Genomic DNA, 21,967 nt, shown 5'->3' on the forward strand with positions numbered 1-21,967 from the left:
AACTTTCTATTCTCACCTCGCATAGAATATTTATCTGTACGAAGCAGTCTCCATATCTTGAAGATTCATAATTTTTTGTGGTGGATTTAAGTATTTGTCTAAAAACTTATAAATTTTTATTCTTATTTCACGAGCAGTTTTTGTGTCCATCCTGTCGAATGAATGCCCGCCTGGAATGTCTTTAAATATCTCATATTCAAATTTTTTCCCTTCAGCTTTGAGCGATTTAATTAAATGCTCAACTTCAAGAACATTAACATCTTCATCATTTGTATTGGTGTGAATAAGAAGAGGGGTTTTTAATTTTGACGCGTGCCATGCGGGAGATCTCTTTCTATATTCATTTACATTTTCATCGGCAGTTTTCCCGATATGATAATCGGCAGAAAAGAGAGCCCGGTATTCATCATCCTTGTATCCCATTCTTGCAACTAAATCGCTTACCGGAACCCCGGCAAATGCGCATTTATAATTTTGGGGATGATCGAAAATATTAAATAATGCAATCAATCCGCCGTGACTCCAGCCAACTATTCCAACTCTATCCGGATCAACAAAACTATAATTCTCAATTATATAATTTCTGCTCGCGTTAACATCTTCAACTTCAAGTCCACCATAGTCTATTCTTTTATAGAATGCTTTGCCATATCCAGTACTGCCCCGGTATTCTGCGGCTACTACAATGTATTTTTGATATATCAACTCACGAATAATGTGAGTGTAATAAGTTGTAAAATCGCCATGAACACCGCCATGGGGTAAAACTATTAGTGGATATTTTTTAGAAAGATCAATTCCTTTTGGGATAAAAGTATAGGTCCAAAATTTAAGCGGATTACCGGCACCCTGGGCTGTAGGATTTTTTTCAATGTGGGGAGGGGGTCCCGCAATATAAGCTTTATCGATAAACGCCACATCTCCAACTCTCTGAAACCATAATACATCATCCACCAATTTTTCGAGTCGATCAAGCCGGTGCTGCAAATTTTCATCCTTAGATTCAATTAACTTATTTAAATCGGAGGTAGATTTTGAATCTTGGGCAATCACATGAATTACCGCGAAGAAGAAAATGATAAAAAAAAGCTTTCTCATAAATCCCTCAACTTTGAAAATCAATTAATGAGGCGGAGATAAAGATAAATCAATGGGGCGCTAAAAAGTAACGAGTCGAATCGGTCTAATACTCCGCCATGCCCGGGAATAATTGAAGATGAATCTTTAACATTTGCGTCCCGTTTGAGCAGACTCTCAATTAAATCCCCAATTTGACCAAATAAGCCAACAATAATTCCAATAATTATGGCATCAGTTCTCGTTAAAAAATCCAATGCAAATTCAGCGGCAAACAGCATCGCTATAATTGAAAATATGAATCCCGCAACAGCACCCTCCCAACTTTTTTTGGGGCTTACTCGAGGCATCAATCTGTTTTTCCCATAAGCCGAACCGATAAAATATGCGGCTGAGTCGCAAAACCAAATTGCACCGAATAATGCAATAATTAAATATCCGCCCTGGAAATAGGTGAATGTTGAATTGCTATAAAACTCGCGGATTTGAATTATTGCTGAGGAAAAAAATCCAATATAAAGTATGGATAAAAATGTAACGCCAAGGTTTGAAATTGCTGAGCTTCGGTTCCGGAATAATTCGGCCAGCAATGTAACTAACACAATCCCGGTCATCAGATATTCAAGATCAACAAAGGGAGAATAAGAATTAATTACTATAGCCAAAGTGGAAATTAGACCTATGCCATAATTAACAAAATTATGTTTATGTTTTATCATTTTTGTGAGTTCAGTAAAAGAAGCGCCGGCAATAACCATCACAAAAAAGAGAAACCAAATTTTACCGAGCAATGTGAGCAGAATAATTAAAGGAATACCAATAAGCGCGGCAAAAATTCTCGTACTTAATTTCCCAAATTTATTACTCATTCTTCCTCTTCAGAATCTTGATCATTGTTGTGGTTTTCTTTTATATCATTAATTATTTGGAGAGCGGCGTCCGCATCAGTTTTCTTAACAAGCAGTTTAACAACTGAGAAATCTCCCGGTAAATTGTAACTGCTGTCTTTTTGTGATAAGATTAACGAATCTATTTCGGCGCCCTCTAAATTAGCTTTTAGCATCTCTGCCTCGTACGGTTCTGAGCATGTAAAAACTATAACCCAATCCTTTGGATGAATCAAATTCCCTTCAAACTGCTCAATCGGAATTAACTCTGTTCCGCAATCAGCGCATGTTTTTACATCATCAAGGTATTCGGATTCACAATTTGGACAAATCATTTTCTCCTCCTTTATTGATGAATGAATCATAGTTTCTATTAATCCAAAATATAAAAACTATAAACACAATTGAAAGAACTATCAATGAAATCAATGGTGTGGTAACTCCCCCTTCCAATGTAGCTTTTGCGCTTATTAATTCTTCATCCCCGATAATTAAAAACGCAAGCACGGCAAAAAAATTGTTTAAGAAGTGTAAAACCATCGGTACGAAAATGGAATCGCTTTTATAGGCCGCATATCCAAAATAGATGCCTAATGATATTAATGCAATTGTTCCATAAGGACTAAAATGATATATGCCAAAAAAGGCAGATGTGAGTAGTATGCTGTAAATGGGTTTGTATTTTTGCTCAAAACTTTTTTGAACGAATCCACGAAATAAAGCTTCTTCACAAATGGCTGGAGTAACTGCAACAAGTACAACAACAAATAGGCCTTCAAAAATTGAATTGACTGTTAAAAGCTGCAAATAGGACTTCTCAACTATAGCATCCATGCTGTCGAACATTTCAACCAATTTTTTTACGGTACCGCTTGATTCAGCAAATAACTTGATTGCATAATTCTGGAGATATAAAAAATTTTGAAGTAATGGCAGCAGAATTATAAATCCGACAGTAAATATTCCCACCTCTTTCCATTTCGGGAATCGTACACGTAGCGCGAATGTTATGTTTTCTTGATAAACCGCACGCGCAATTAGCAGAGTAGGGAGTAGCATTAGTAAAATTTGTCCGGCAATTGTAAGCAGGCGCATTGCATTTACATCTGCTTTTTCAATATCAAAACCAAAAATGAGCAGAGTTAATATTGCACCGCCGAATTGGTAGAGTAAGAAAATTCCAATTACCGCTGCGAAGGCAGCAACAACCGGAGACATTGTAGTGAAAATATTTCCCTTATTATCGAATTCTGGTTCGTTTTCAGGAATTGGGTTATTGTTTTCCATATATGAAATAATCTTTTTGGAAAGATAAATGATTAGAAGCCAACAATCGAGAAGGGGTGATTATTTTCTTTTAGATTTTATTTCGCCGGCTAGACCTGAATATCCTGTTAACTCAGCATCAATAGATCCAATAACAACTTTTGTTTTAACCTTTACCGGGATTTTCACATCATCGTTTGTAAGCCAAACAACAATATTCCCTTCACTTTTAAATAAACCGCCTTCCCGTACCATTGGTTCAAGAATGATACATTCGAATTTTCCAGCCGAAACAGTAACAACTTCCTTTCCTCTATAAACAATATCTAAGGGATAAGTTTTATCTTTATAAAAATTTTCTAAACTAATTCTATCTCCCTCTTTCATATTTTTATAATCCAAAGTTCTCGCATAATAAAATGCCGAAACTATATCCTGTGCATATAATGGAATATCGTATGAACCTTCGGAAGTTTTTGCTTTACCTTTTCTTTGATCAAGAAAAACTGAAAAGTCTCGAGAATATCCTCCTTCACGGATATGTTGTTCAAATCTCCAGGGGAATATTCCTTCAACATCAATAAATGTTTCGTAATGATCTCTAACTTTATAAAATGAATCGAAAGCCGGTATGGAACTCACATCAAATGTTACTTGATAAACATCGCGTCCCGCTAGTTTAGTTATTTTAGGAATTTTATACTCGGCAATTCCTGCGGTAACAAAACCATATTTAACTTCGAAAGTTAGTTTTTCACCGGCTTTAAATGCCGTGTTCTCAACCTTTCTGAAATTAGTAGTTTGAGCAAAACTGTGTTTAGCGAGGAAGGTTGTAATAATTAATAAAGTGTATATATTTAGTTTGCTCGTTGAATTTATAGTCTTGATAAAAGTTTTCATTATTGCTCCGCCCCTATTTTGTGAAGAATATCTTTAAAGGATAAATACACATCATCAATACATATTGAGCTCATGCAGTTAATTTTTTCACACTGCTCTCTATTGCAATTGCTACAATCTAAACTTGGCTGAAAAATCACACTCTTATTTGAATAGGGTCCCCATCGTGTTGGAGAGCATGAGGCGATTTTCGGATAAAAACCAATTGTCGATTTACCAAGTGCCGCGGCTATATGAATTGGACCTGTTGAATTTGCGATTAACAAATCAGATTGCGAAATAAGAGCCATTAACTGTTCCAAACTTAATTTACCTGCCATGTTGATAATGCCCGGGCTTACAATCATTCTATCGCAAAGTTCCTTCTCTTCATTGGTGCCTGTGATGCACAGCGCAATCTCTTCTTTAGCTAAACGAGTCACTAGTTCCAGCATTTTTTCAAATGGAAGATCAATTGCGCTTCCCCCGCTTCCGGGATGAACAATAACAATCGGTAAATCCTTTTTTATACCAAGATTATTTAAATAATCTTTTATGAAGAAATGAGCCTCAGCTTTTATAGCGATTCCAAAATTAATATCGGTGGGTTTTTCAACCCCTATCAATTTCAACAATTCCAGATTATGCTCAAGTTCATGTTTGGTTCCATACTTTCTATGTTCATAAACTTTTTTATTAAATAGAAATGAATACCACCGGTAACCGGTTCCAATTCTAACTTTGATTCCAGCAAGAAATAAAAGTAGCGCAAGCTTAAATGTTGGATATGAAACAATTACGGTGTCAAATATATTTTTTATCTGCTTGAGGTTTTGCCAGAACAGCATTCTCCCATTTTTTTCCTTAAGAACCAGTGCTTCTTTTACATATTTATTTAGTGATGCGAGCGGAAATGTGTATTGGCGTACAAGGAAAGAAATTTGTGAATTGGGATATTTTTGATTGATCGCATGTGCCATTGGTAAAGCCAGCACAACATCTCCAATCCTATCGGTTCGAACAACTAGTATGTTTTTAGGTGGATTCATTTTTTAGAAACAAATGCATTTTCTTTAATATAATAACGCCAAGGCAAATCTATAGATTTTTTTATACCAATCCTTTTACTAATTACTATTTGCGAATCATTCAACGGAGGGGCATCACAAATATAAAGTTCATTGCCGAGTAATGATATACCATTATAACTTCGATTTATTCCAAAGCTTTGACAAAGTTTAGCTGGTCCATTGGTTAAACTTTTGAGTTTAGAATTATCCATGTGGGTATTTCCAAATCTATTTTGCTGCATTAATTCAATGCCATCAATCGGTTCGAGCGCTCTAATTAAAACTGCCATACCCACACCTGAATTTCCACATACTACATTGGCGCAATAATGCATTCCATAAGTAAAGTAAACATATAAATTGCCGGCTTCTCCGAACATCACTTTGTTTCTTTCAGTTTTACCGGAGAACGCGTGCGATGCTTCATCATTCATACCTCCGTAAGCCTCAACTTCAACAATTTTACCGGCTAAAATTATTGAACCTAAAACCCGTACAAATATTTTACCCAATAAATTCTTTGCTAGCGCGTGTAATTCCTGTTGATAAAATTTTTGTGGAAGTTTATTTAAATGAATCGTAGAAAGATTATTCATTATTAAAGAAAATTAGTTCTTCTTCATTGCGGATTTTATTTCGGTAATCTTTTTTGAGTAAACATCCGCTCTTTCTGGTTTTATCATAATCAGTTTTTTGTAGGAGGCGAGTGCTTCTGTATAATTTTTTTGAGAGAAGTAGATATTGGCAAGAGTTTCTGATACAATTTTTTCCCCCGAGTATTCAGTTACTACCTGCTCTGAGGGGTCTATTTCTTTAGGTATAATTTTAGCTTTACTCAATTTTTCGGCGAGTAGATCTAGTTTATCTTCTAAATTAACAAAGAATTCAGACTGGGCATCATTTGTCTCTTTTTCGATGAATACAGGGCGCTTAACCTCTGTTAATGAATTTCGCTCTTCAATAATTTCCGCAATACGTTTGGAATAATATTCATAGGGTTCTCTAGTACCAAGCAGAATGCATCCTATTTCAATTTCATTTAATGCGTTTTCTTCATCAGCCGAGTAGGCATAAGCTAAACCTAAAATAAAATGGGGGGAAGCGTATCTTGGAAATTTTTCAATTCCTTCCTCAAGTATTTTTACCGCTTCTAATATATTTCCATAGGCAATTTCGAGTGAGGCGACACGCGCGAATAAAGGAGAAGATTGATTGAATTCATAAATCAATTTAATTTTTTCGAATATTTGGTTCTGATGCTCCATGGCAGAGGCTAACCTTTTTTAGCTAATGCCTGCCTAATACTCATTAATGACACAGAGGCAAACCCGATAAAAAACATTAATTGAAATGGAAGCGCGGCAAATTCCATAAAATAAATTGAAGCGATAACGCCAACTAAACAATATATGGCAAGCAATAGCTCTATATAAGTTGAGGTCTGGATTTTGGGGCGATATTTGGTTTGTGAAGCCGCTGTTTTTTTATCGGTCAACTTGAATTTTGGAGTGCGCACAAATTCACTTTTCCGGCTCAATAAACCTTCTATTACCGCCCTCGTATTATTTAAAGCAAAACCCATACTACCCGCCATAAATAATGGGAAGTAGGCAATTTTTTTGCGCCAGTCTGAGTGCACATCCTTTTGTGAGAAAAGATAAAAGAGAAATGAACTTATAAACGCAATTACGAAGACAGCCATGAAGTTAAAGAAATTCCAATATGGTCCTGAATTCTTAATAAAAATTAATGGAACATTTAAAATTCCGGCTAGCAGTATAAATGGGAATACAATATTATTTGTCAAATGAAAAGTAGATTGAAGTTTAATTCTCATCGGCACTTTAGATTTCCAAACGAGAGGTAGAATTTTCTTCATTGTTTCAATTGCGCCTTTAGTCCATCTGAACTGTTGAGCTTTTAACGCGTTCATCTCGGCGGGTAACTCTGCCGGAGTTGTAAAATCGCGCAGATAAACGAACCGCCATCCTTTTAATTGTGCACGGTAACTCAAATCCAAATCTTCAGTTAAAGTATCGGAATGCCAATTCCCTGCGTCCTCAATACACTCTTTACGCCACACACCGCCGGTTCCATTAAAATTAATAAAGAAACCTGCTTTGTTTCTTACCGACTGTTCAATTACAAAATGTCCATCAAGAGCAAGCGCTTGAATTTTAGTTAGAATTGAGTAATCCTCATTTAAATGCTCCCAGCGGGTTTGAACCATCCCAATTTTATCATCACTAAAGTACTTTAAAGTTTTATGCAGAAAATCTTTTTTAGGAATAAAGTCGGCATCAAAAATCGCAACGTATTTTCCTTTTGCTACTTGCAAACCTTCTTTTAGAGCACCTGCTTTAAAACCTTCACGGCTCGATCTTCTGATGTGTTGTATATCGAAACCCAACGCCTGTTTTTCTTTTACTACTCTTGCGCAAACGTCTACGGTTTCATCGGTCGAATCATCAAGAACCTGAATCTCCATTTTTTCTTTTGGATAATCTAATTCGCATACGGCATCTATCAATCTTTCAATTACATACAATTCATTATATAAGGGAAGCTGTATAGTTACTAAATCTTCAAAATCTTCCGGATTTTGTTTCGGTTCATTCTTCCTGTATTTATAATGATAGTACATCATTACAAAGCCGTGACTTCCAAAAACCAGAAGAATAGTTAAAGAAATGATGTAGGCAAAAAGTACAATTTCATCAAAGATCATGATTCACTCATTTTAGTTTTACCAATTTGAAACGACAGCAAGTAAAATATCTTCGGCAACTAATTCAATAGCTCTTTCAATGGCAACCTTTCTCGCGGAATTAATATCGCCGGTTGTAATATAATCGCCATAGTTGGAAAATGTTTTATCAAGTATAGTTTGTTTTTTAATTAAATCTTTGTAAACAATTCTCACATTAATTGTAACCCTACGCGAGGCAACAGTTCCTCCTGAAGCGCTTCCCGAAACAACGGATGGGGTATCAGCAAGAGAACTAATTGTTCCTTCAAGGTAGGCATCTGATTTTGCTCTATCTGTTACCATCAATGTGTTATCATCAATAAATTTTTTTATGACCATATCCGACATACGTTTAGATAAATCGAACTCGCCGGAGCCGCTCCGATCAGCAAATAAGGGAATTGAAATTGATTTTAAGTGCGGGGGAACAGAAGCACCGGTAAATGAATAGCTGCATGAATATATTGATACTAATAAAATTATTAAGGTAAAACTCAATAACCTCTTTCTAAAAAAGTAATAATATTTGTAAAAGTTATTCAAGACCAAACTCATTAATTTTTCTGTAAAGAGTACGTTCGCTTATACCAAGCATTTTTGCCGCCTTACGTTTATTATGACGTGTAAATTCAAGCGCATTAATAATAGCTTGTTTTTCCAGTTTTTCCAAAGGAACAATTTCATTTTGTGGAATATTTACCTGAACGCTATTAATATCGGTTTGGCTCTTTAAAGCATACTGCTTCAGGTCTATCAAATCTTTTTTTATTTCAATTAACGCGCGGTAAATCATTTCACGATCAAGTTCTTCCGCTGATTTACCAATATGAACCGGCAAATTTTTATTATTGCTAGCCCCGTTATTTACTATCAAGAGAGGGATGAATGAATCAATATCTAAAACTCCCGATCTATTTAAAGCGGAAGCTGTTTCAATAACATTTTTTAATTCACGAATATTGCCGGGCCAAGGATATGCTGTGAGATAGTTCATGGCTTCGTGGGTAATTTTCAAATCTCGCAGCTTGTTGTTGATCGCGAAATTTTTAGCAAAGTGATTTGCCAATTCTACAATATCTCCCTTCCTCTGCCTTAATGGAGGAATTGTAATTGTGACGGCCTTTAATCTAAAATATAAATCGTGACGGAAATTTTTTGAATCTACTTCCTGTTGTAAATCTTTATTTGTTGCGGCTATAATTCTCACATCAACTTTTGTAACCCGCTCACTTCCAATTCTCATAAACTCTTGAGTCTCGAGTACTCGAAGTAATTTAACTTGAGTTGTTATTGCCATCTCGGCAATTTCATCAAGAAAAAGGGAACCGCCATCTGCAATTTCGAAATAACCTTTTCTATCATCAATGGCACCGGTAAATGAACCTTTACGATGACCGAACAGTTCACTCTCGAGCAGACTTTCAGGAATTGCGCCGCAGTTCACACTTACTAATTCTTTGTTAGCCCGTTTACTAGAGCCATGAATCGCGCGCGCGAATACTTCCTTGCCAACTCCACTTTCCCCTGTTATTAGCACAGATATATCTGATTGAGCAACTTGATTTGTGATATCAACCAAATCCCTCATTTCTTGAGAAGTGCCAATAATGCCAAATTTTTTTTGAAATTCTGTTGTGCGCATCTTTATTTTCTTTTTACATACTTAAAATAATTCTTTTTATAAAATTTAGTTAGTTTTTTAAAATAGATTTGTTTGCGCTTAATCTTACAATTCCGGTATTAAACCAAACGACAATTGTACTCAGGGAACTTTAATTTATACTGGTAGCTCCATTCCATCATCAGCCACCATTATATCGCTATCCTTTTTTATTGAATGGGCTATTTTCTTTTTATAATCTGATTCCTCAATATGTGTTAGGATAGTTCTTTTTGGTTTTAAATTCGGAATCATACTAATAATTTGAGCTATCGAGATGTGAAAGCAATCTGCAATTAAATAATCGATCCGATATTTTTGGAAGAGAAGCAAATCCTTTTCAGAACCAATATCCGCAGTGTAAAATATATTATTCTTTGTCCCTTCAATTAAAAAGCTGAAGGAATTGAAAACTGATGATGGATATTTTTGTAAAACTTCTTTTCTTTTTATGTGAGAATTTTTCTTACACTTTACATTAATTCCATGTAAAGGAATAATTCTACAATTATCCTTTAGTACCTTTAAAACTATTTTAAAATTTATTGTCTCTTTGTATAAATGAAAAGTATTCATAACATTCCAAAAGTTGGCGACAAATAAGGAATCCCCATAAATGTTGAGGGATTTGTTTCTGCCTATAATTTTCATCTGATTGATTAATGTAAAAAGACCGGAAAGGTGATCAGGGTGATTGTGCGATATTATTACAGATTCAATATTGTTTATATTTATTCCGAATTTTGCAAGCTGGATTGGAATGCCGTCGCCGCAATCAATTAGAGAATACTTTTTATTGGAAGAGACTAGAATTGAAGAATGGGCTCGTGCTAAATTGGTTTTGGCAGAACCGGTTCCTAAAAATATTATTTTCATTATTGTTTCTCGAAGTCGATAACCCTGCCAGTAATCTTATGCTTACTTTCGAGAGCATTCAAAACTTTCTCGGTTTCTTCGATAGCAGAAAATTTACCAACTAAAACAATATTAAATATGCTTCCCCCAATCTCTTTTGTTGAAAGGGAAACTTCAAATCCATCGGATGAAAGTTGGTGACTCATTTTCTTTGCATTCTCAATATTCAAAAATGCTCCTGCTTGAATTGAATATCTAGCGCTCTTTACTTGTTCGGTGGCTGCCGGTTTTTCGCTCAGCTTATCGGTTAACGAAGTAGCGTCAAAACTATCTATGTCGGGAATAGTTCTATCGGCTAATTTCAAATATTCGGATTGAGGAAAAGACTTCTTTAATTTATCGAGATACGATTCAGCTTTTTTATAAAACCCAAGTGAGTAATAATAGCTAAACACTTTAAAGAGAGAGGGCTCTACAAAAATGTTCTGTGGATGTTTTTCTATTATAGTTAAATATTTTGTGAGAGCTTTGTCGGCATCTTTTTGAAGAACAGCATCTAAATAAATAGTATTTGGATCGTTGGGGAATTTAGATTTAAGCGTAACCAGCGCTTGTTCTGCTTCGGTAGTATTGCCATATTCAATTTGTTTTAGGAGGGAGGATAAGTTAATATCTTGAGTGTAAATTTCTACACGGCTTATTATTAATAGAATAGATAAGCAGATAAACTTTTTCAATTTATTACTCGGTTTGTTATGCGCTTACAATTTTTTGTTTCGAATTCACAGAGACACTTTCCAAATAATCAGCAAACAATGTTGCCGATGTTGCCCTGTTAATCTTTACTTTTACATAATCGCCAATTGATAACTCATCATTCTTAGGAAAGATAACTATTTTATTGCTGTCGGTTCTTCCGGCAAAATGAGCATTCGACTTTTTACTATCTCCTTCAATCAATACTATTTCTTCGGTACCAACCTGCGCTTGATTTATTTCATAAGAAATTTGATGCTGTAATTCTATAATATCGTTCAGTCTTTTTGATTTAGTATCCTCGTCAACATCATCAGTCATTTGAAATGCTTTTGTTCCTTCGCGAGGAGAATACTTGAACATGTAAGCGCCATCATACCTAACTTTTTGAATGACATCTAAAGTCATGAGATGATCTTCCATAGTTTCAGTAGGAAATCCGGAAATGATATCAGTCGAAAAACTAACGCCGGGAATAATTTTTCTTGCCTTGTCAATTAAGTTTAGATAATGCTCAATGGTGTAGGTTCTATTCATCAATTCCAAAATTCTGTTTGAACCCGATTGAACAGGAAGATGAATATAATTGCAGATATTTTGATTCTCGGCAATAACGTACAATAATTTATCAGATAAGTCCTGAGGATGAGAAGTAGTAAACCTTATTCTAATAAGTGGATCAACACTTGCGCATGCAGATAATAGATCGGCGAAATCATTTCCATTATCATTATAGGAATTAACATTTTGTCCGAGTAGTGATACTTCACGAAATCCCCGCGACGATAGTTGAGCAATCTCATCTTTAATTGATTCGAGGGAACGGCTTCTTTCTCTACCGCGAGTGAATGGAACAACGCAGAAAGTGCAAAATTTATCGCAGCCGCGCATAACCGAAATCCATGCGCTCAATCCATCTTCTCTGTAGGGAATAATATCATCATAAGTTTCTGTGCGCGATAATTTTACCCCAATACCTTTTTCACCGCCGATTGCCGAATCAATAAATTCGGGGAGTCTGCGGTATTCATCGGGACCAACAACCAGATCAACAATTTTTTGTTCTTCAATTAAATTAACGCGCAATCTTTCTGCCATACATCCCAATATTCCAATTACCGCGTTATGCTCTTTTTTCTTGTAAGCTTTTAGATGTTTCAATCGGTAATTAATTTTCTGCTCGGCATTTTCTCGGATGCTGCATGTATTCAATAGGATGATATTTGCATCCTTGATATCATTGGTTAAATCGTATCCCTTATTTTTTAGAATACCCATCACCAATTCAGAATCGGCCACATTCATCTGGCAGCCGTATGTTTCTATATATACTTGATTTTTTTTCATTAGCTCATTGCTGAAAAATATTTTACCCGCCGGGATTTGCTTAAAACTATCCCAAAACAATGGTGGAAATATTATTTCATGATTCTGTTAAAAAATAAAAAACTATGTTGAATACAATTAAGGAAAGAATGAACAGTACAACCCAGACCCATATTCTCTTATTCTTTTGAATTCTTTTAAAGTTAACCTCACGCATATTATCATTAATACTCAAAATTGGATGTCAAAATTATAAATATCATGTCTGATTAACAAGGTAATTAGATTCGAGCATAATCTACCAATTGATATTACTTCTTACTATTATATAGATAGTGATGGTCATGTCGAGTTAGAATGCTGTTGACTTTTGCAATCGAGACATGTCAAAGTGATTCATCCCTCGATCCGTTAGCCAACGGACTCGAGATGACAGGTGATTGTCATGTCGAGTGAGAGTGCTATTACTCTATGTAATCGAGACATGGCAAGTGAATTACATCCCTCGATCTGTTAGCCAACGGACTCGGAATGACAAAAGTGTAGTCATGTCGAGTTAGATTGCTGTTGACTTTTGCAATCGAGACATGTCAAAGTGATTCATCCCTCGAACCGTTAGCCAACGGACTCGGGATGACAATTATAATAGAGATGACGAAAATTCCTGCGTAAATAATGTAACAGCCGCGAAAAATATTCGCACCTAAATTCCTCGTTATTTAGCCAATTATGGCAGAAACGCGATTTTAACAACTTTTGTATTGTGGCACGATTGTTTCTTGTAAATTCGGCATGAAAACTATTGATACTCTTAAAAAACTTGCTGCGGAAAAAGCCGTCGATGAAATTAAATCGGGGATGATTATTGGATTAGGTACTGGGTCAACTTTTAAATACGCTTTACTAAAATTAGCCGAGTTAATTAAAAAGGGCTCATTAGAAAATATAGTAGGAATACCAAGTTCTTTAGATACTGAAAACAAAGCCCGCGAATTGGGCATCCCATTAACAACTTTGAATGAGGCATATAATAATTCTTCACTCATTACTTTTACCCGCCAAGGGCGGGCAAGCTCTCCACTCGTAATTGACATTACAATTGATGGTGCTGATGAAGTAGCTGTTAATCAGAGTGAAGGAAAGAAAGTAATTAATCTTATTAAAGGGGGAGGCGGTGCGCTTCTTCGTGAAAAAGTTTTGACGCAGGCAAGCAACAAATTAATTATCGCGGTTGATGAATCTAAAGTTTCTGGAAAACTGGGAACGAACTTTTCCGTACCGGTTGAGGTTTTACAATATTCATTTGAAGCAGAGATAAAATATTTGGAAAGTTTAGGCGCGGTAATAAGCTTAAGAAAGAATAATGATAAATTATTTATGACAGATGAAGGTAACTATATAATAGATGCTAAGTTTAATGGTATTGATGATTGTTCCGAGTTATCTGCAAAACTTAATGATCGTGCCGGTGTTGTTGGACACGGAATTTTTGTGGGATTGGCCTCTAAAGTTTTTATAGCAAAAGAAAGCGGAATAGAAGTTTTAGAATTTTAGTTCTTTGAAAGATTGTTTAACCAGAAATGGTTAATAAAATATTTATTGTCAAGACAAGTGATAGTCATCTCTCGATAAACTCGGGATGACGGGAGTGATGGTCATGTCGAGTTGAATTGCTATTGAATATTGATATCGAGACATGTCAAAGTGTTTCATCCCTCGATCCGTTAGCCAACGGACTCGGGATGACAAAAAGTGTAGTCATGTAGAGTTGGATTGCTATTGATATCGAAACCTGCCAAAGTGAATTCATCCCTCGATCCGTTAGCCAACGGACTCGGGATGACGGGAGAAGTGATAAAATTGACTTAAAAGAAGCAATAACAAAATGGAAATGTGATCTGAACAAAATTAGCTTTAAAATCAGTTTTAAAATTTAAATAGTTATTGACAACAAGAGACTGAATCTCTATTTTAAAGCTTGTTTACAAGTACAATTTTGAAAAAAGCTTTGAATTTGGGCAATTTTCGAAGCAATTAAATTTAAACTTACTATTGACAACAATAAAAGTGTTTTATATCTTAAAGCGTATTTTTATATAATTAATGTTAAATGCTTATAAACTAGTAACTTAAGTTTCAGAAGACTGAAAATGATCAAAAAAAACAAATACGTTCACCAATTAAAAGGAGGAAACCGTAGATGCATTAGCTCCAACCATCTAAGGTACGGAGAAAATTTTTTTTACTTTAATGTGTGTGTAGTACAAGTAGTATAATTAATCAACCTTACATTTTTCAACCAATAGGGAGAAAAAAATGAATTTAAAGAAACTCTTTTTGATGCTCACGTTCTTCGTTCTTTTGGGAACGACGGCGTTTGCACAAGTCTACGTTAGTGCTACTAATGGAGATGACACGTTTGGTACCGGAGCTCAGGTAACACCGTATCGCTCTATTCAGAAAGCAATTGACGTAGCCGCAACAGGCTCAACTATTTATGTTGAAGCGGGTATTTATAATAGTGGTGTTATACCTACAGAAGGTGCCCCTATTACACTCGCTACTAACAGAAATTTCACATTTGTTGGTACAGCAGTTGGTTTAAACACAACTGTTGAATTAACAAACGGATTTACCTTAAATCACGCAAGTGCAGTTGTTAATTTTGGTTCTACTGGAACCGCAAAATTTAATGTTGGAACAACAGCTACGGCTCTTATTCTAACTGCTGGTACGATGACAATTACCCCAGCTAACTTTGTAATTGGTAGCGGCGCTACAGTTACTGTTGGTAATGGTGTTCTAAATGGCGTACCTACAACTGGCGCTAACTTAAACGTAATTTTTAATGGTACTAATGCAATTGGCTCAACATCTGGATTTTTACCATCGGCTTTAGGAACTGGTACATTAACAATTAATAAAGCATCTGGTGCTATTACAATTGACAATACTGCTCTTACTCTTACAAACATTGTTTATAGCAACGTTGCTGGCGCTACTATTAGCGGAAATGTAACTCTCGCTAACGGTGGTGATATAACAAATTCGAATACTGGTACATTGACTATCGGTACAGATGCTTCTAACACACTTACCATGACCTCAATAGATCCAGCACAAGGACAAATTATTGTTAACGCTGGCGGTAGTGTTATTGTAAACTCAAGTGTTACATATAATGTTAGAAATGCAGGTACAGCAGCTTCAGGTGCGTCATCTGCCGTTTTTGCAGCAGGTAATATCTTTGCACTTACTGGCGCGAGCAATCTGACTGTGAATGGAAATATTACATTTAACAATACAAACATTGCCTCAACAGATGGCGATAATGCTGAACGTAATGGAGTAACATTATCAAATAATGGTACAGGTAGTTTAACAATTGCTGGAAATATTACAACTCCTCTTTCCAGTACAGTTTTTGCAACACCAGGTGCTGGTGGTGCAGGCACAAATCAAGCTTGGGTTGATGTTATCTTAGATAACCTTAGCACTGGTTCATTTTCTGTAAGAAGCGCTGCTCTCAGAGGAGCTACCGGTACAGCAGGTATCAATAATGCTGGCGGTGGTTCAATGACTTTAGGTCAAGCTGGTGACGTTATTACAACTGCATATGATGTTGTAAATAGCGGAGCTACTGCTGTTATGACTGTAAATGCTGGCGCAACATTTAGTAGTGCGTTTACAACAGTTAACGCAGCTTCTTTGGTTACATTTAACGCTGCCGCAACAATTGGCGGTATTGTAACACACGCTGGTAAGATGAGAATTAATTCAAATGTTATCACTTTAACTAGAACTGGCGCAGGTACATTAGCTGGCGCTGGTGATATTTATTCTGTAACAACTGCTACGACTGGTAGCGGTTGGATTAAATTTACAGGTGCTTCACCAACCAGTACATTTACTGGAAATTTACCAAACGTTGAAGCTAACAATGCTACAACAGCATTAGCCTTAGCTGGCAATAATATTTTTGGTGATTTGAAGACAACTGGAACTGGCGCAACAATCGGCGGTGCTTCTGATATTAGAGGTAACTTAGATTTAGCTAGTGGCGGCGGTACTGTTACTATTAACGGCGCAACTACAGTTCGTGGAAACGTTGAAATGACAAGTGGTAACGTTACATTGGGTACAAATAACCTAACAGTTAACGGTACTTTTAATATGCCACAAGGTACATTTACCTTTGGCGCAAATACATTAAACTTAGTTGGTAATTTTAACAGAACTGGTGGAACAATCAATGCTGCAGCTGCCGGAACTGGAACTTTGAATTTCGCTGGTACAGCTTCACAAACATTCAACCCTGGTACACAGATGAATGTTTACCGAGTAACAGTTAATAATACAGGTCCCTACTTAGTTAACGTTATTGCAAATGATGTAGTTACGATGCAAAATTCTTTGATTGTGCTAAATGACTTTACAATTACCACGGGACAAGTTGCTTTAGGTACATCCAACATTAGAATGCAGCAAGTTGCTGGCGCTCTTAGTGCAAGATTCACAAATGGCGGCCGCGGTTATACATCGAATGGAATTGGTGGTATTATATTCGAAGGTACTGGAGCGAATCCAGCAGGTGGTGGTGACGGAGCTGTTATAACAGGTACTCAACCATTCTCGAATATTTATGTTAGATTATCAGTCCCAGCCAACAATATATTAACTTTAGGAGCTGTTAAAATCTCTGGTGTTATTACATTTGATGGCGGTGGTATTGAAGTTGGGGCTGCTAATGATGGCGACGCATTTGCTGCTTCCACATTAGCTTTAGATGATGCATTGGTTATTCCAACAGTTGTAATAAATACGCAAAATGCACACGCTTCTCCGTATTTTGTAACAACTGCACCTACAGTTACTTCCGTTTATAACTTATCATATACTGGTCAAACTGCGCGTACCATAACAGCTGCAGATTTTATTACTGGCGCTGTTAATAATCTATCTCTTATTGCTGGTACAGCTGGTAAAACTATTACTTTCTTGAATGCTCCTGGAACAATCGTTGGGAGCTTATCAGTTGATGACGGTGAAACATTACAATTAACTAATGGTGGCGCTCAAACATTGACAGCTAGCGGTAATACTGCCGCTCATGTTGTTAACGGAACAGTTACAGGTGGTACTCTACAAATCACAGGTACTGCCGCTTCATTAACCGGTGGAGTTGGTGCAACAAACGCTTCATTGGTAGCTAACTTAACAGTTGCTCCTCTGAGTGCCGGAACATTCACCTCAACAGGAATGAAAAATCTTGGTAACGTAGTTATTAACCAAGCTAATTTAGTTTCAAACATTACAATGAATTCAGCTACAGCAGCTATTACATCTTTCACAAATACTGCAGGAACAACAAACCTTAACATGAACTCAACAGTTTCTGGTATTGCTGGCAACTTTACAGTGACAGCTGGTGCCGTTACTTTGACCATGAATGGTGGTGCAGCTGGTACAAGAACAATTGCAGGTGCTTTAGCAGTTAACGGCGGTTCTTTAACATTAGGTTCACATATTAATGTTACTGGTGCTGCTAGCCAAGCTGGTGCAGGTTCATTGGCTCTTGGTAACTATAACTTAACTTTAGCTAACACATACGCTCACGCTGGTACCGGTACAATTACAGCAGGTACAGGCGCTATCGTTGCTGCTACAGCTTTAGTTCCAGCTACTTATACATTTACCACAGCAGTTGATATTCCTAATCTTACAGTTAATTCTCCTGCAGCTGGAATTCAGATGGTTACAACAGCATTGAATGTTACCAATAAATTAGTTCACACCGCTGGCGATATTGATGTTAACGGTCTTGCATTAAACGTTACAGGAGATACTTATACATATACAGCTGGTACATACTCAAATACTGCAGGTACGGCTGCTGGTAAAGTTGTTCTTAAGGGTTCAGCTTTAACAATTACTGGTGCTGCTAACCCATTGTTTGGTTACCTTGAAGTAAATTCAACTGGTACAGTAACATTCCAAACAAGTGACTTAGCAACCCCAACTGCAAGAAGTTTCCAAGTTGCTGATGGTTTCACACATACAGCTGGAAACATTGCTCTAGGAATCAATGATTTAGAATTAACAAATGATGCTATTGTTACTGTTAATGCTGCCTACACAACAGCTGCTACTGCCGGTACTGTTACAGGTACTGCAACTGGCGCTAACTTAGGTGAAGTTGTGTTCAGCGGTAATTTTAACGGTGTTCAAAACCTAACTTTAGCTGATAATTATTCTATTCAAAACTTAAGAGTTGCTAACACAGCTCATACTTCAGTTACAAAAACAGACACCAAGATTCTTACTGTTGTAAGTAACTTTGGTTTAGGTGACAACTTTACGTTTGGCGCTACTGCGCGTTTAGTTCTTGGTGATGGCGCAACCATTACAAGAATTAACGGTGTATTCGATCAAGCTCCAACTTTTGGTGCTACAACAAACGTAGTTTATAACGCAGCCTTAAATACAAATAAAGAACTACCATTAACAGGATTAAATAATCTTACAATTAATGGCAACGTTACATTCACAGCTTCAGCTCCAGCAACAGGCAGCCCAACTGTAAATGGTACATTGTTCATGCAGTCAGGTACAATTGATTTGGCAACAAACTCAAAAGTACTTACAATTGCAGACGGTGCTACAATTAACAGATCAGGCGGCGCGTTTGGTGGCGCAGCAGCAGATAAACCAACTGTAACCAACTATAAACTTGTTTATTCAGGTGCAGCTGCTCTTACAGATGGTAAAGAATTAATTTCTACAAATTGCACAAATTTAACAGTTTCTATGACCGGTGGCGGAGTTACACTTGGTAATGCTAGAACAGTTGGTTCATTTGATATGAGTCCAACAGGTGCTGGCGCTGCTAACGTTTATTTCGCAATTGGCGCAGATAACGCACTGCAAACATTCACGGTTACTGGCACAACTACTATTAATAATGGTATTGTTTCAACAACCGACGCAGTTGGTGGCAATTCAAGCGCAAGTACATTCGCAGCTCAAGGTTCAGTTGTGGTTAATGGCGGAAGTCTTGGTAATCTAGGCGCTGATAACGGTGCTGGTGTTGATGGTGGATTGAACTTAACATTTAGTGGTGCTGCTGCTCAAGCATTAACATTAAATGGCAACATTACATTACCTAACATTACTTTAAATAGCACTGCTACTACAGCAGCTGGTGCTGTTGTTAATGTTACAGGTGGAAATTTAACAATCACAAACTTGTTAACATTCCAAAATGGTATTTTGAACATGGGTTCAAATACTCTTACTCTACCTCGTCCAACTGGTGCTGCAAATGGCGGTTTAGCATTTGACAGAAGCGCAGTAGGTGTTGGTGAATTTGGTCACGTAGTTGGTAAAATAGCTCGTCAAGCAAATTCTAATGATGGTGCTGGTGGAACTAACGGTCGTTTTGAATTCCCAACTGGTACATTAAGCGGAGAATATCGTCCTGCAGCAATTAACTTTACTCCAGCTTATGTTGTAAACAACCCAGTTATTATCGAAGTTAACCATCTGGATGTTACTCCAGAGGGTACAGTTGGCTTACCATTAGATGGTGGTAATGGTGTTAAAATTGGTAATTATCCTAAATTCTACTGGTTAGTAAACACAACACCTTCTAGCTTAAGCTCAACTCAAAACTTTGATATTGACTTACAAGCTAATAATATTGGTCTTCCATACACAAGTGACGCATTATTAAGAATTATCAGAAGACAAGATGGCGCAGCAACAAGCAACGCATGGTCAATGCAGGGTGTAGCTTCAAACTACGCTAACTACCAAGTAGTTACTGGTACAGATACAACAGTAGTTGCAAGAACTACCTCCTCACAAGGTGGATTAGTTCAACAAGGTAGCCGTTTCGCAATTGGCGTTCCTACAAGAGCTCCAATGTTCACAGCTCCAGTTGCATTAACAGCTTCTATTAACGAAAACGCAACATCTACAATTCAGGTAACTGCTGATCCTAATGATGTTGGTGAAACAGTTGCATATAGCTTAGTTACAGCTCCTACATGGGCGGCAATTAACGCTACTTCTGGATTATTAACATTAACTCCAAGTTATTCTGATGGTTCAGCAACACCTTATCAAATCGTTGTAAAAGCTTTGGATAGTGGTGGAGCTTCATCATTATTAACTCTTACTATTACAGTTGTTAACGTAAACAGAGTTCCTTCATTTACTGCTACAGGCGCTGCAGTGTTAACAGCTCAAACAGTTAAAGCTGGTTCAACATTAAACTTTACTTACTTAGCAGTTGATGCTGACGCTGATGCTTTAACATATACTCTTACACCGGCAATTACTCCGGCATTCGCAGGTACAGCTACATTAACAGCTACTGGCGTTTTAACATTCTCACCAGTATTCGCTGACGCTGGTAAAGTATTTGTAGTATCAGTTCAAGCAGCAGATGGTAATGGTGGAACAGTAGCAACAGCCGCTAACATTACTGTTAGTTATGCTGGCGAAAAGGGTGATGTTGATGGTAACGGTACAGTTGCTTCAGCAGATGCTTCACAAATTCTACAGCATGTTGTTGGTTTAGTATTAATTACAGACCCAGCAAAAGTATGGGCAGCAGACGCAAACAATGATGGTGTTATAGGCGCTATCGACGCTGCTTGGGTTCTTTATAAATTCGCAAACGGTTCATTCCCAACCGCTTCATTAGTAGCAAGCGAAGTTTCCGCTGAATTCGGTAAACTAAGCAAAGTTGCTAAAAACGAAGCTTTAGTAAGTGGAAATCAAACCGGTACATCTACTTTCGCATTACCAATTTCAATTAGCAATGCTAAACAAGTTCAGTCTCTTTATGCGGAATTTGCAATTAGCAATGGCGTTGACTTCCAAAATATCCAAGCTAATTTACCAGAAGGATGGATGATTCAATCTAAATTCGAAAATGGTATATTAAAAGTAGCTATGGCTGGTATCAACGGTTTAGCAAGTGGTAACGTTGCAGTTATTAATGTTGGTTTAAGAAATGTTGAAACAACCGGCGAAATCTCCGGTACTTTAACAATTAATGATAATGGACTTCAATCACTTGAACCATTAAAATTAAGAGCAATCCCAACAGAATTCGGTTTAGGTCAAAACTATCCGAATCCATTTAACCCAACAACAAGCATTAAATATCAAATTGCTGAAAATGCTAATGTTAGCTTAACCGTTTATAATATGTTAGGACAACAAGTAAAATCATTAATTACCGGTCAACAAGAAGCTGGTTACTATACAGTTAATTGGGACGGAACAAATGAATATGGTTCAAAAGTAGCTTCAGGTATATATATTTACAGACTACAAGCTGGCAAATATATTCAAACATTGAAGATGAACTTATTGAAGTAAGATTCACCAAATGAAGGTGGATTAATTCCACCTTCATTTAATTAAACAA

At 36.7% G+C, this 21,967-nt stretch carries 16 protein-coding genes; 2 read left to right on the forward strand and 14 right to left on the reverse strand.

The annotated features are described in order from the left end of the window. Positions 1-30: 30 nt before the first annotated feature. The 14 genes from KF816_02590 to miaB all read right to left on the reverse strand — a co-directional run bounded on the left by KF816_02590 (position 31) and on the right by miaB (position 12,546). Positions 31-1,098 (reverse strand): S9 family peptidase, encoded by a 1,068-nt coding sequence (locus KF816_02590; GenBank protein ID MBX3006894.1) that lies wholly within the window; start codon positions 1,096-1,098, stop codon positions 31-33. 20 nt (positions 1,099-1,118) lie between these two features. Beyond that, positions 1,119-1,946: a phosphatidate cytidylyltransferase gene (locus KF816_02595; GenBank protein MBX3006895.1), complete on the reverse strand. Its 828-nt coding sequence runs from the start codon at positions 1,944-1,946 to the stop codon at positions 1,119-1,121. Next, positions 1,943-2,299, reverse strand: coding sequence for a DUF2007 domain-containing protein (locus KF816_02600; GenBank protein ID MBX3006896.1), 357 nt, complete (start codon positions 2,297-2,299; stop codon positions 1,943-1,945). The genes KF816_02595 and KF816_02600 overlap by 4 nt, the downstream gene beginning before the upstream one ends. Beyond that, positions 2,280-3,251, reverse strand: a complete 972-nt coding sequence (locus tag KF816_02605) for a CPBP family intramembrane metalloprotease (protein ID MBX3006897.1) — start codon at positions 3,249-3,251, stop codon at positions 2,280-2,282. The genes KF816_02600 and KF816_02605 overlap by 20 nt, the downstream gene beginning before the upstream one ends. Before the next feature lie 60 nt (positions 3,252-3,311). After that, positions 3,312-4,130, reverse strand: a complete 819-nt coding sequence (locus KF816_02610) for a DUF3108 domain-containing protein (protein ID MBX3006898.1) — start codon at positions 4,128-4,130, stop codon at positions 3,312-3,314. Beyond that, a complete protein-coding gene (locus KF816_02615; protein MBX3006899.1) occupies positions 4,130-5,158 on the reverse strand; it encodes a glycosyltransferase family 9 protein in 1,029 nt (342 codons plus the stop codon). The genes KF816_02610 and KF816_02615 overlap by 1 nt, the downstream gene beginning before the upstream one ends. Further along, positions 5,155-5,775 (reverse strand): DNA-3-methyladenine glycosylase, encoded by a 621-nt coding sequence (locus tag KF816_02620; GenBank protein MBX3006900.1) that lies wholly within the window; start codon positions 5,773-5,775, stop codon positions 5,155-5,157. The genes KF816_02615 and KF816_02620 overlap by 4 nt, the downstream gene beginning before the upstream one ends. A 12-nt stretch (positions 5,776-5,787) precedes the next feature. Next, on the reverse strand, positions 5,788-6,444 hold the full coding sequence (locus KF816_02625; GenBank protein MBX3006901.1) for a tetratricopeptide repeat protein: 657 nt from the start codon (positions 6,442-6,444) through the stop codon (positions 5,788-5,790). Positions 6,445-6,452: 8 nt separating this feature from the next. Continuing rightward, positions 6,453-7,907: a glycosyltransferase gene (locus KF816_02630; GenBank protein MBX3006902.1), complete on the reverse strand. Its 1,455-nt coding sequence runs from the start codon at positions 7,905-7,907 to the stop codon at positions 6,453-6,455. 18 nt (positions 7,908-7,925) lie between these two features. Then, positions 7,926-8,426 carry a hypothetical protein gene (locus KF816_02635; GenBank protein MBX3006903.1) on the reverse strand — a complete coding sequence of 167 codons (501 nt, stop codon included), beginning with the start codon at positions 8,424-8,426 and terminating at the stop codon, positions 7,926-7,928. A 37-nt stretch (positions 8,427-8,463) separates the two neighbouring features. Continuing rightward, positions 8,464-9,570 carry a sigma-54-dependent Fis family transcriptional regulator gene (locus tag KF816_02640; GenBank protein ID MBX3006904.1) on the reverse strand — a complete coding sequence of 369 codons (1,107 nt, stop codon included), beginning with the start codon at positions 9,568-9,570 and terminating at the stop codon, positions 8,464-8,466. 135 nt (positions 9,571-9,705) lie between these two features. Next, a complete protein-coding gene (locus tag KF816_02645) occupies positions 9,706-10,464 on the reverse strand; it encodes a ribonuclease Z (protein ID MBX3006905.1) in 759 nt (252 codons plus the stop codon). Next, positions 10,464-11,180, reverse strand: a complete 717-nt coding sequence (locus KF816_02650) for an SPOR domain-containing protein (GenBank protein MBX3006906.1) — start codon at positions 11,178-11,180, stop codon at positions 10,464-10,466. The genes KF816_02645 and KF816_02650 overlap by 1 nt, the downstream gene beginning before the upstream one ends. A 16-nt stretch (positions 11,181-11,196) precedes the next feature. Continuing rightward, positions 11,197-12,546: a tRNA (N6-isopentenyl adenosine(37)-C2)-methylthiotransferase MiaB gene (miaB, locus tag KF816_02655; GenBank protein MBX3006907.1), complete on the reverse strand. Its 1,350-nt coding sequence runs from the start codon at positions 12,544-12,546 to the stop codon at positions 11,197-11,199. A 771-nt stretch (positions 12,547-13,317) separates the two neighbouring features. Here miaB and rpiA point away from each other — a divergent pair. Together rpiA and KF816_02665 are read left to right on the forward strand one after the other, a co-directional pair. Then, positions 13,318-14,079 (forward strand): ribose-5-phosphate isomerase RpiA, encoded by a 762-nt coding sequence (gene rpiA / locus KF816_02660; GenBank protein ID MBX3006908.1) that lies wholly within the window; start codon positions 13,318-13,320, stop codon positions 14,077-14,079. A 762-nt stretch (positions 14,080-14,841) separates the two neighbouring features. Beyond that, the gene (locus tag KF816_02665) at positions 14,842-21,918 is read left to right on the forward strand and encodes a T9SS type A sorting domain-containing protein (protein ID MBX3006909.1); all 7,077 of its coding nucleotides are present in this window, start codon (positions 14,842-14,844) and stop codon (positions 21,916-21,918) included. Positions 21,919-21,967: the final 49 nt, after the last annotated feature.

It is taken from the genome of Melioribacteraceae bacterium (assembly GCA_019638015.1).
GTDB lineage: Bacteria > Bacteroidota > Ignavibacteria > Ignavibacteriales > Melioribacteraceae > JAHBUP01.

Bases quoted from the DNA above. Each gene is read 5' to 3' on its own strand.
- KF816_02590 (MBX3006894.1), bottom strand. From the start codon at position 1,098: ATGAGAAAGCTTTTTTTTATCATTTTCTTCTTCGCGGTAATTCATGTG.
- KF816_02595 (MBX3006895.1), bottom strand. From the start codon at position 1,946: ATGAGTAATAAATTTGGGAAATTAAGTACGAGAATTTTTGCCGCGCTT.
- KF816_02600 (MBX3006896.1), bottom strand. From the start codon at position 2,299: ATGATTTGTCCAAATTGTGAATCCGAATACCTTGATGATGTAAAAACA.
- KF816_02605 (MBX3006897.1), bottom strand. From the start codon at position 3,251: ATGGAAAACAATAACCCAATTCCTGAAAACGAACCAGAATTCGATAAT.
- KF816_02610 (MBX3006898.1), bottom strand. From the start codon at position 4,130: ATGAAAACTTTTATCAAGACTATAAATTCAACGAGCAAACTAAATATA.
- KF816_02615 (MBX3006899.1), bottom strand. From the start codon at position 5,158: ATGAATCCACCTAAAAACATACTAGTTGTTCGAACCGATAGGATTGGA.
- KF816_02620 (MBX3006900.1), bottom strand. From the start codon at position 5,775: ATGAATAATCTTTCTACGATTCATTTAAATAAACTTCCACAAAAATTT.
- KF816_02625 (MBX3006901.1), bottom strand. From the start codon at position 6,444: ATGGAGCATCAGAACCAAATATTCGAAAAAATTAAATTGATTTATGAA.
- KF816_02630 (MBX3006902.1), bottom strand. From the start codon at position 7,907: ATGATCTTTGATGAAATTGTACTTTTTGCCTACATCATTTCTTTAACT.
- KF816_02640 (MBX3006904.1), bottom strand. From the start codon at position 9,570: ATGCGCACAACAGAATTTCAAAAAAAATTTGGCATTATTGGCACTTCT.
- KF816_02645 (MBX3006905.1), bottom strand. From the start codon at position 10,464: ATGAAAATAATATTTTTAGGAACCGGTTCTGCCAAAACCAATTTAGCA.
- miaB (MBX3006907.1), bottom strand. From the start codon at position 12,546: ATGAAAAAAAATCAAGTATATATAGAAACATACGGCTGCCAGATGAAT.
- rpiA (MBX3006908.1), top strand. From the start codon at position 13,318: ATGAAAACTATTGATACTCTTAAAAAACTTGCTGCGGAAAAAGCCGTC.
- KF816_02665 (MBX3006909.1), top strand. From the start codon at position 14,842: ATGAATTTAAAGAAACTCTTTTTGATGCTCACGTTCTTCGTTCTTTTG.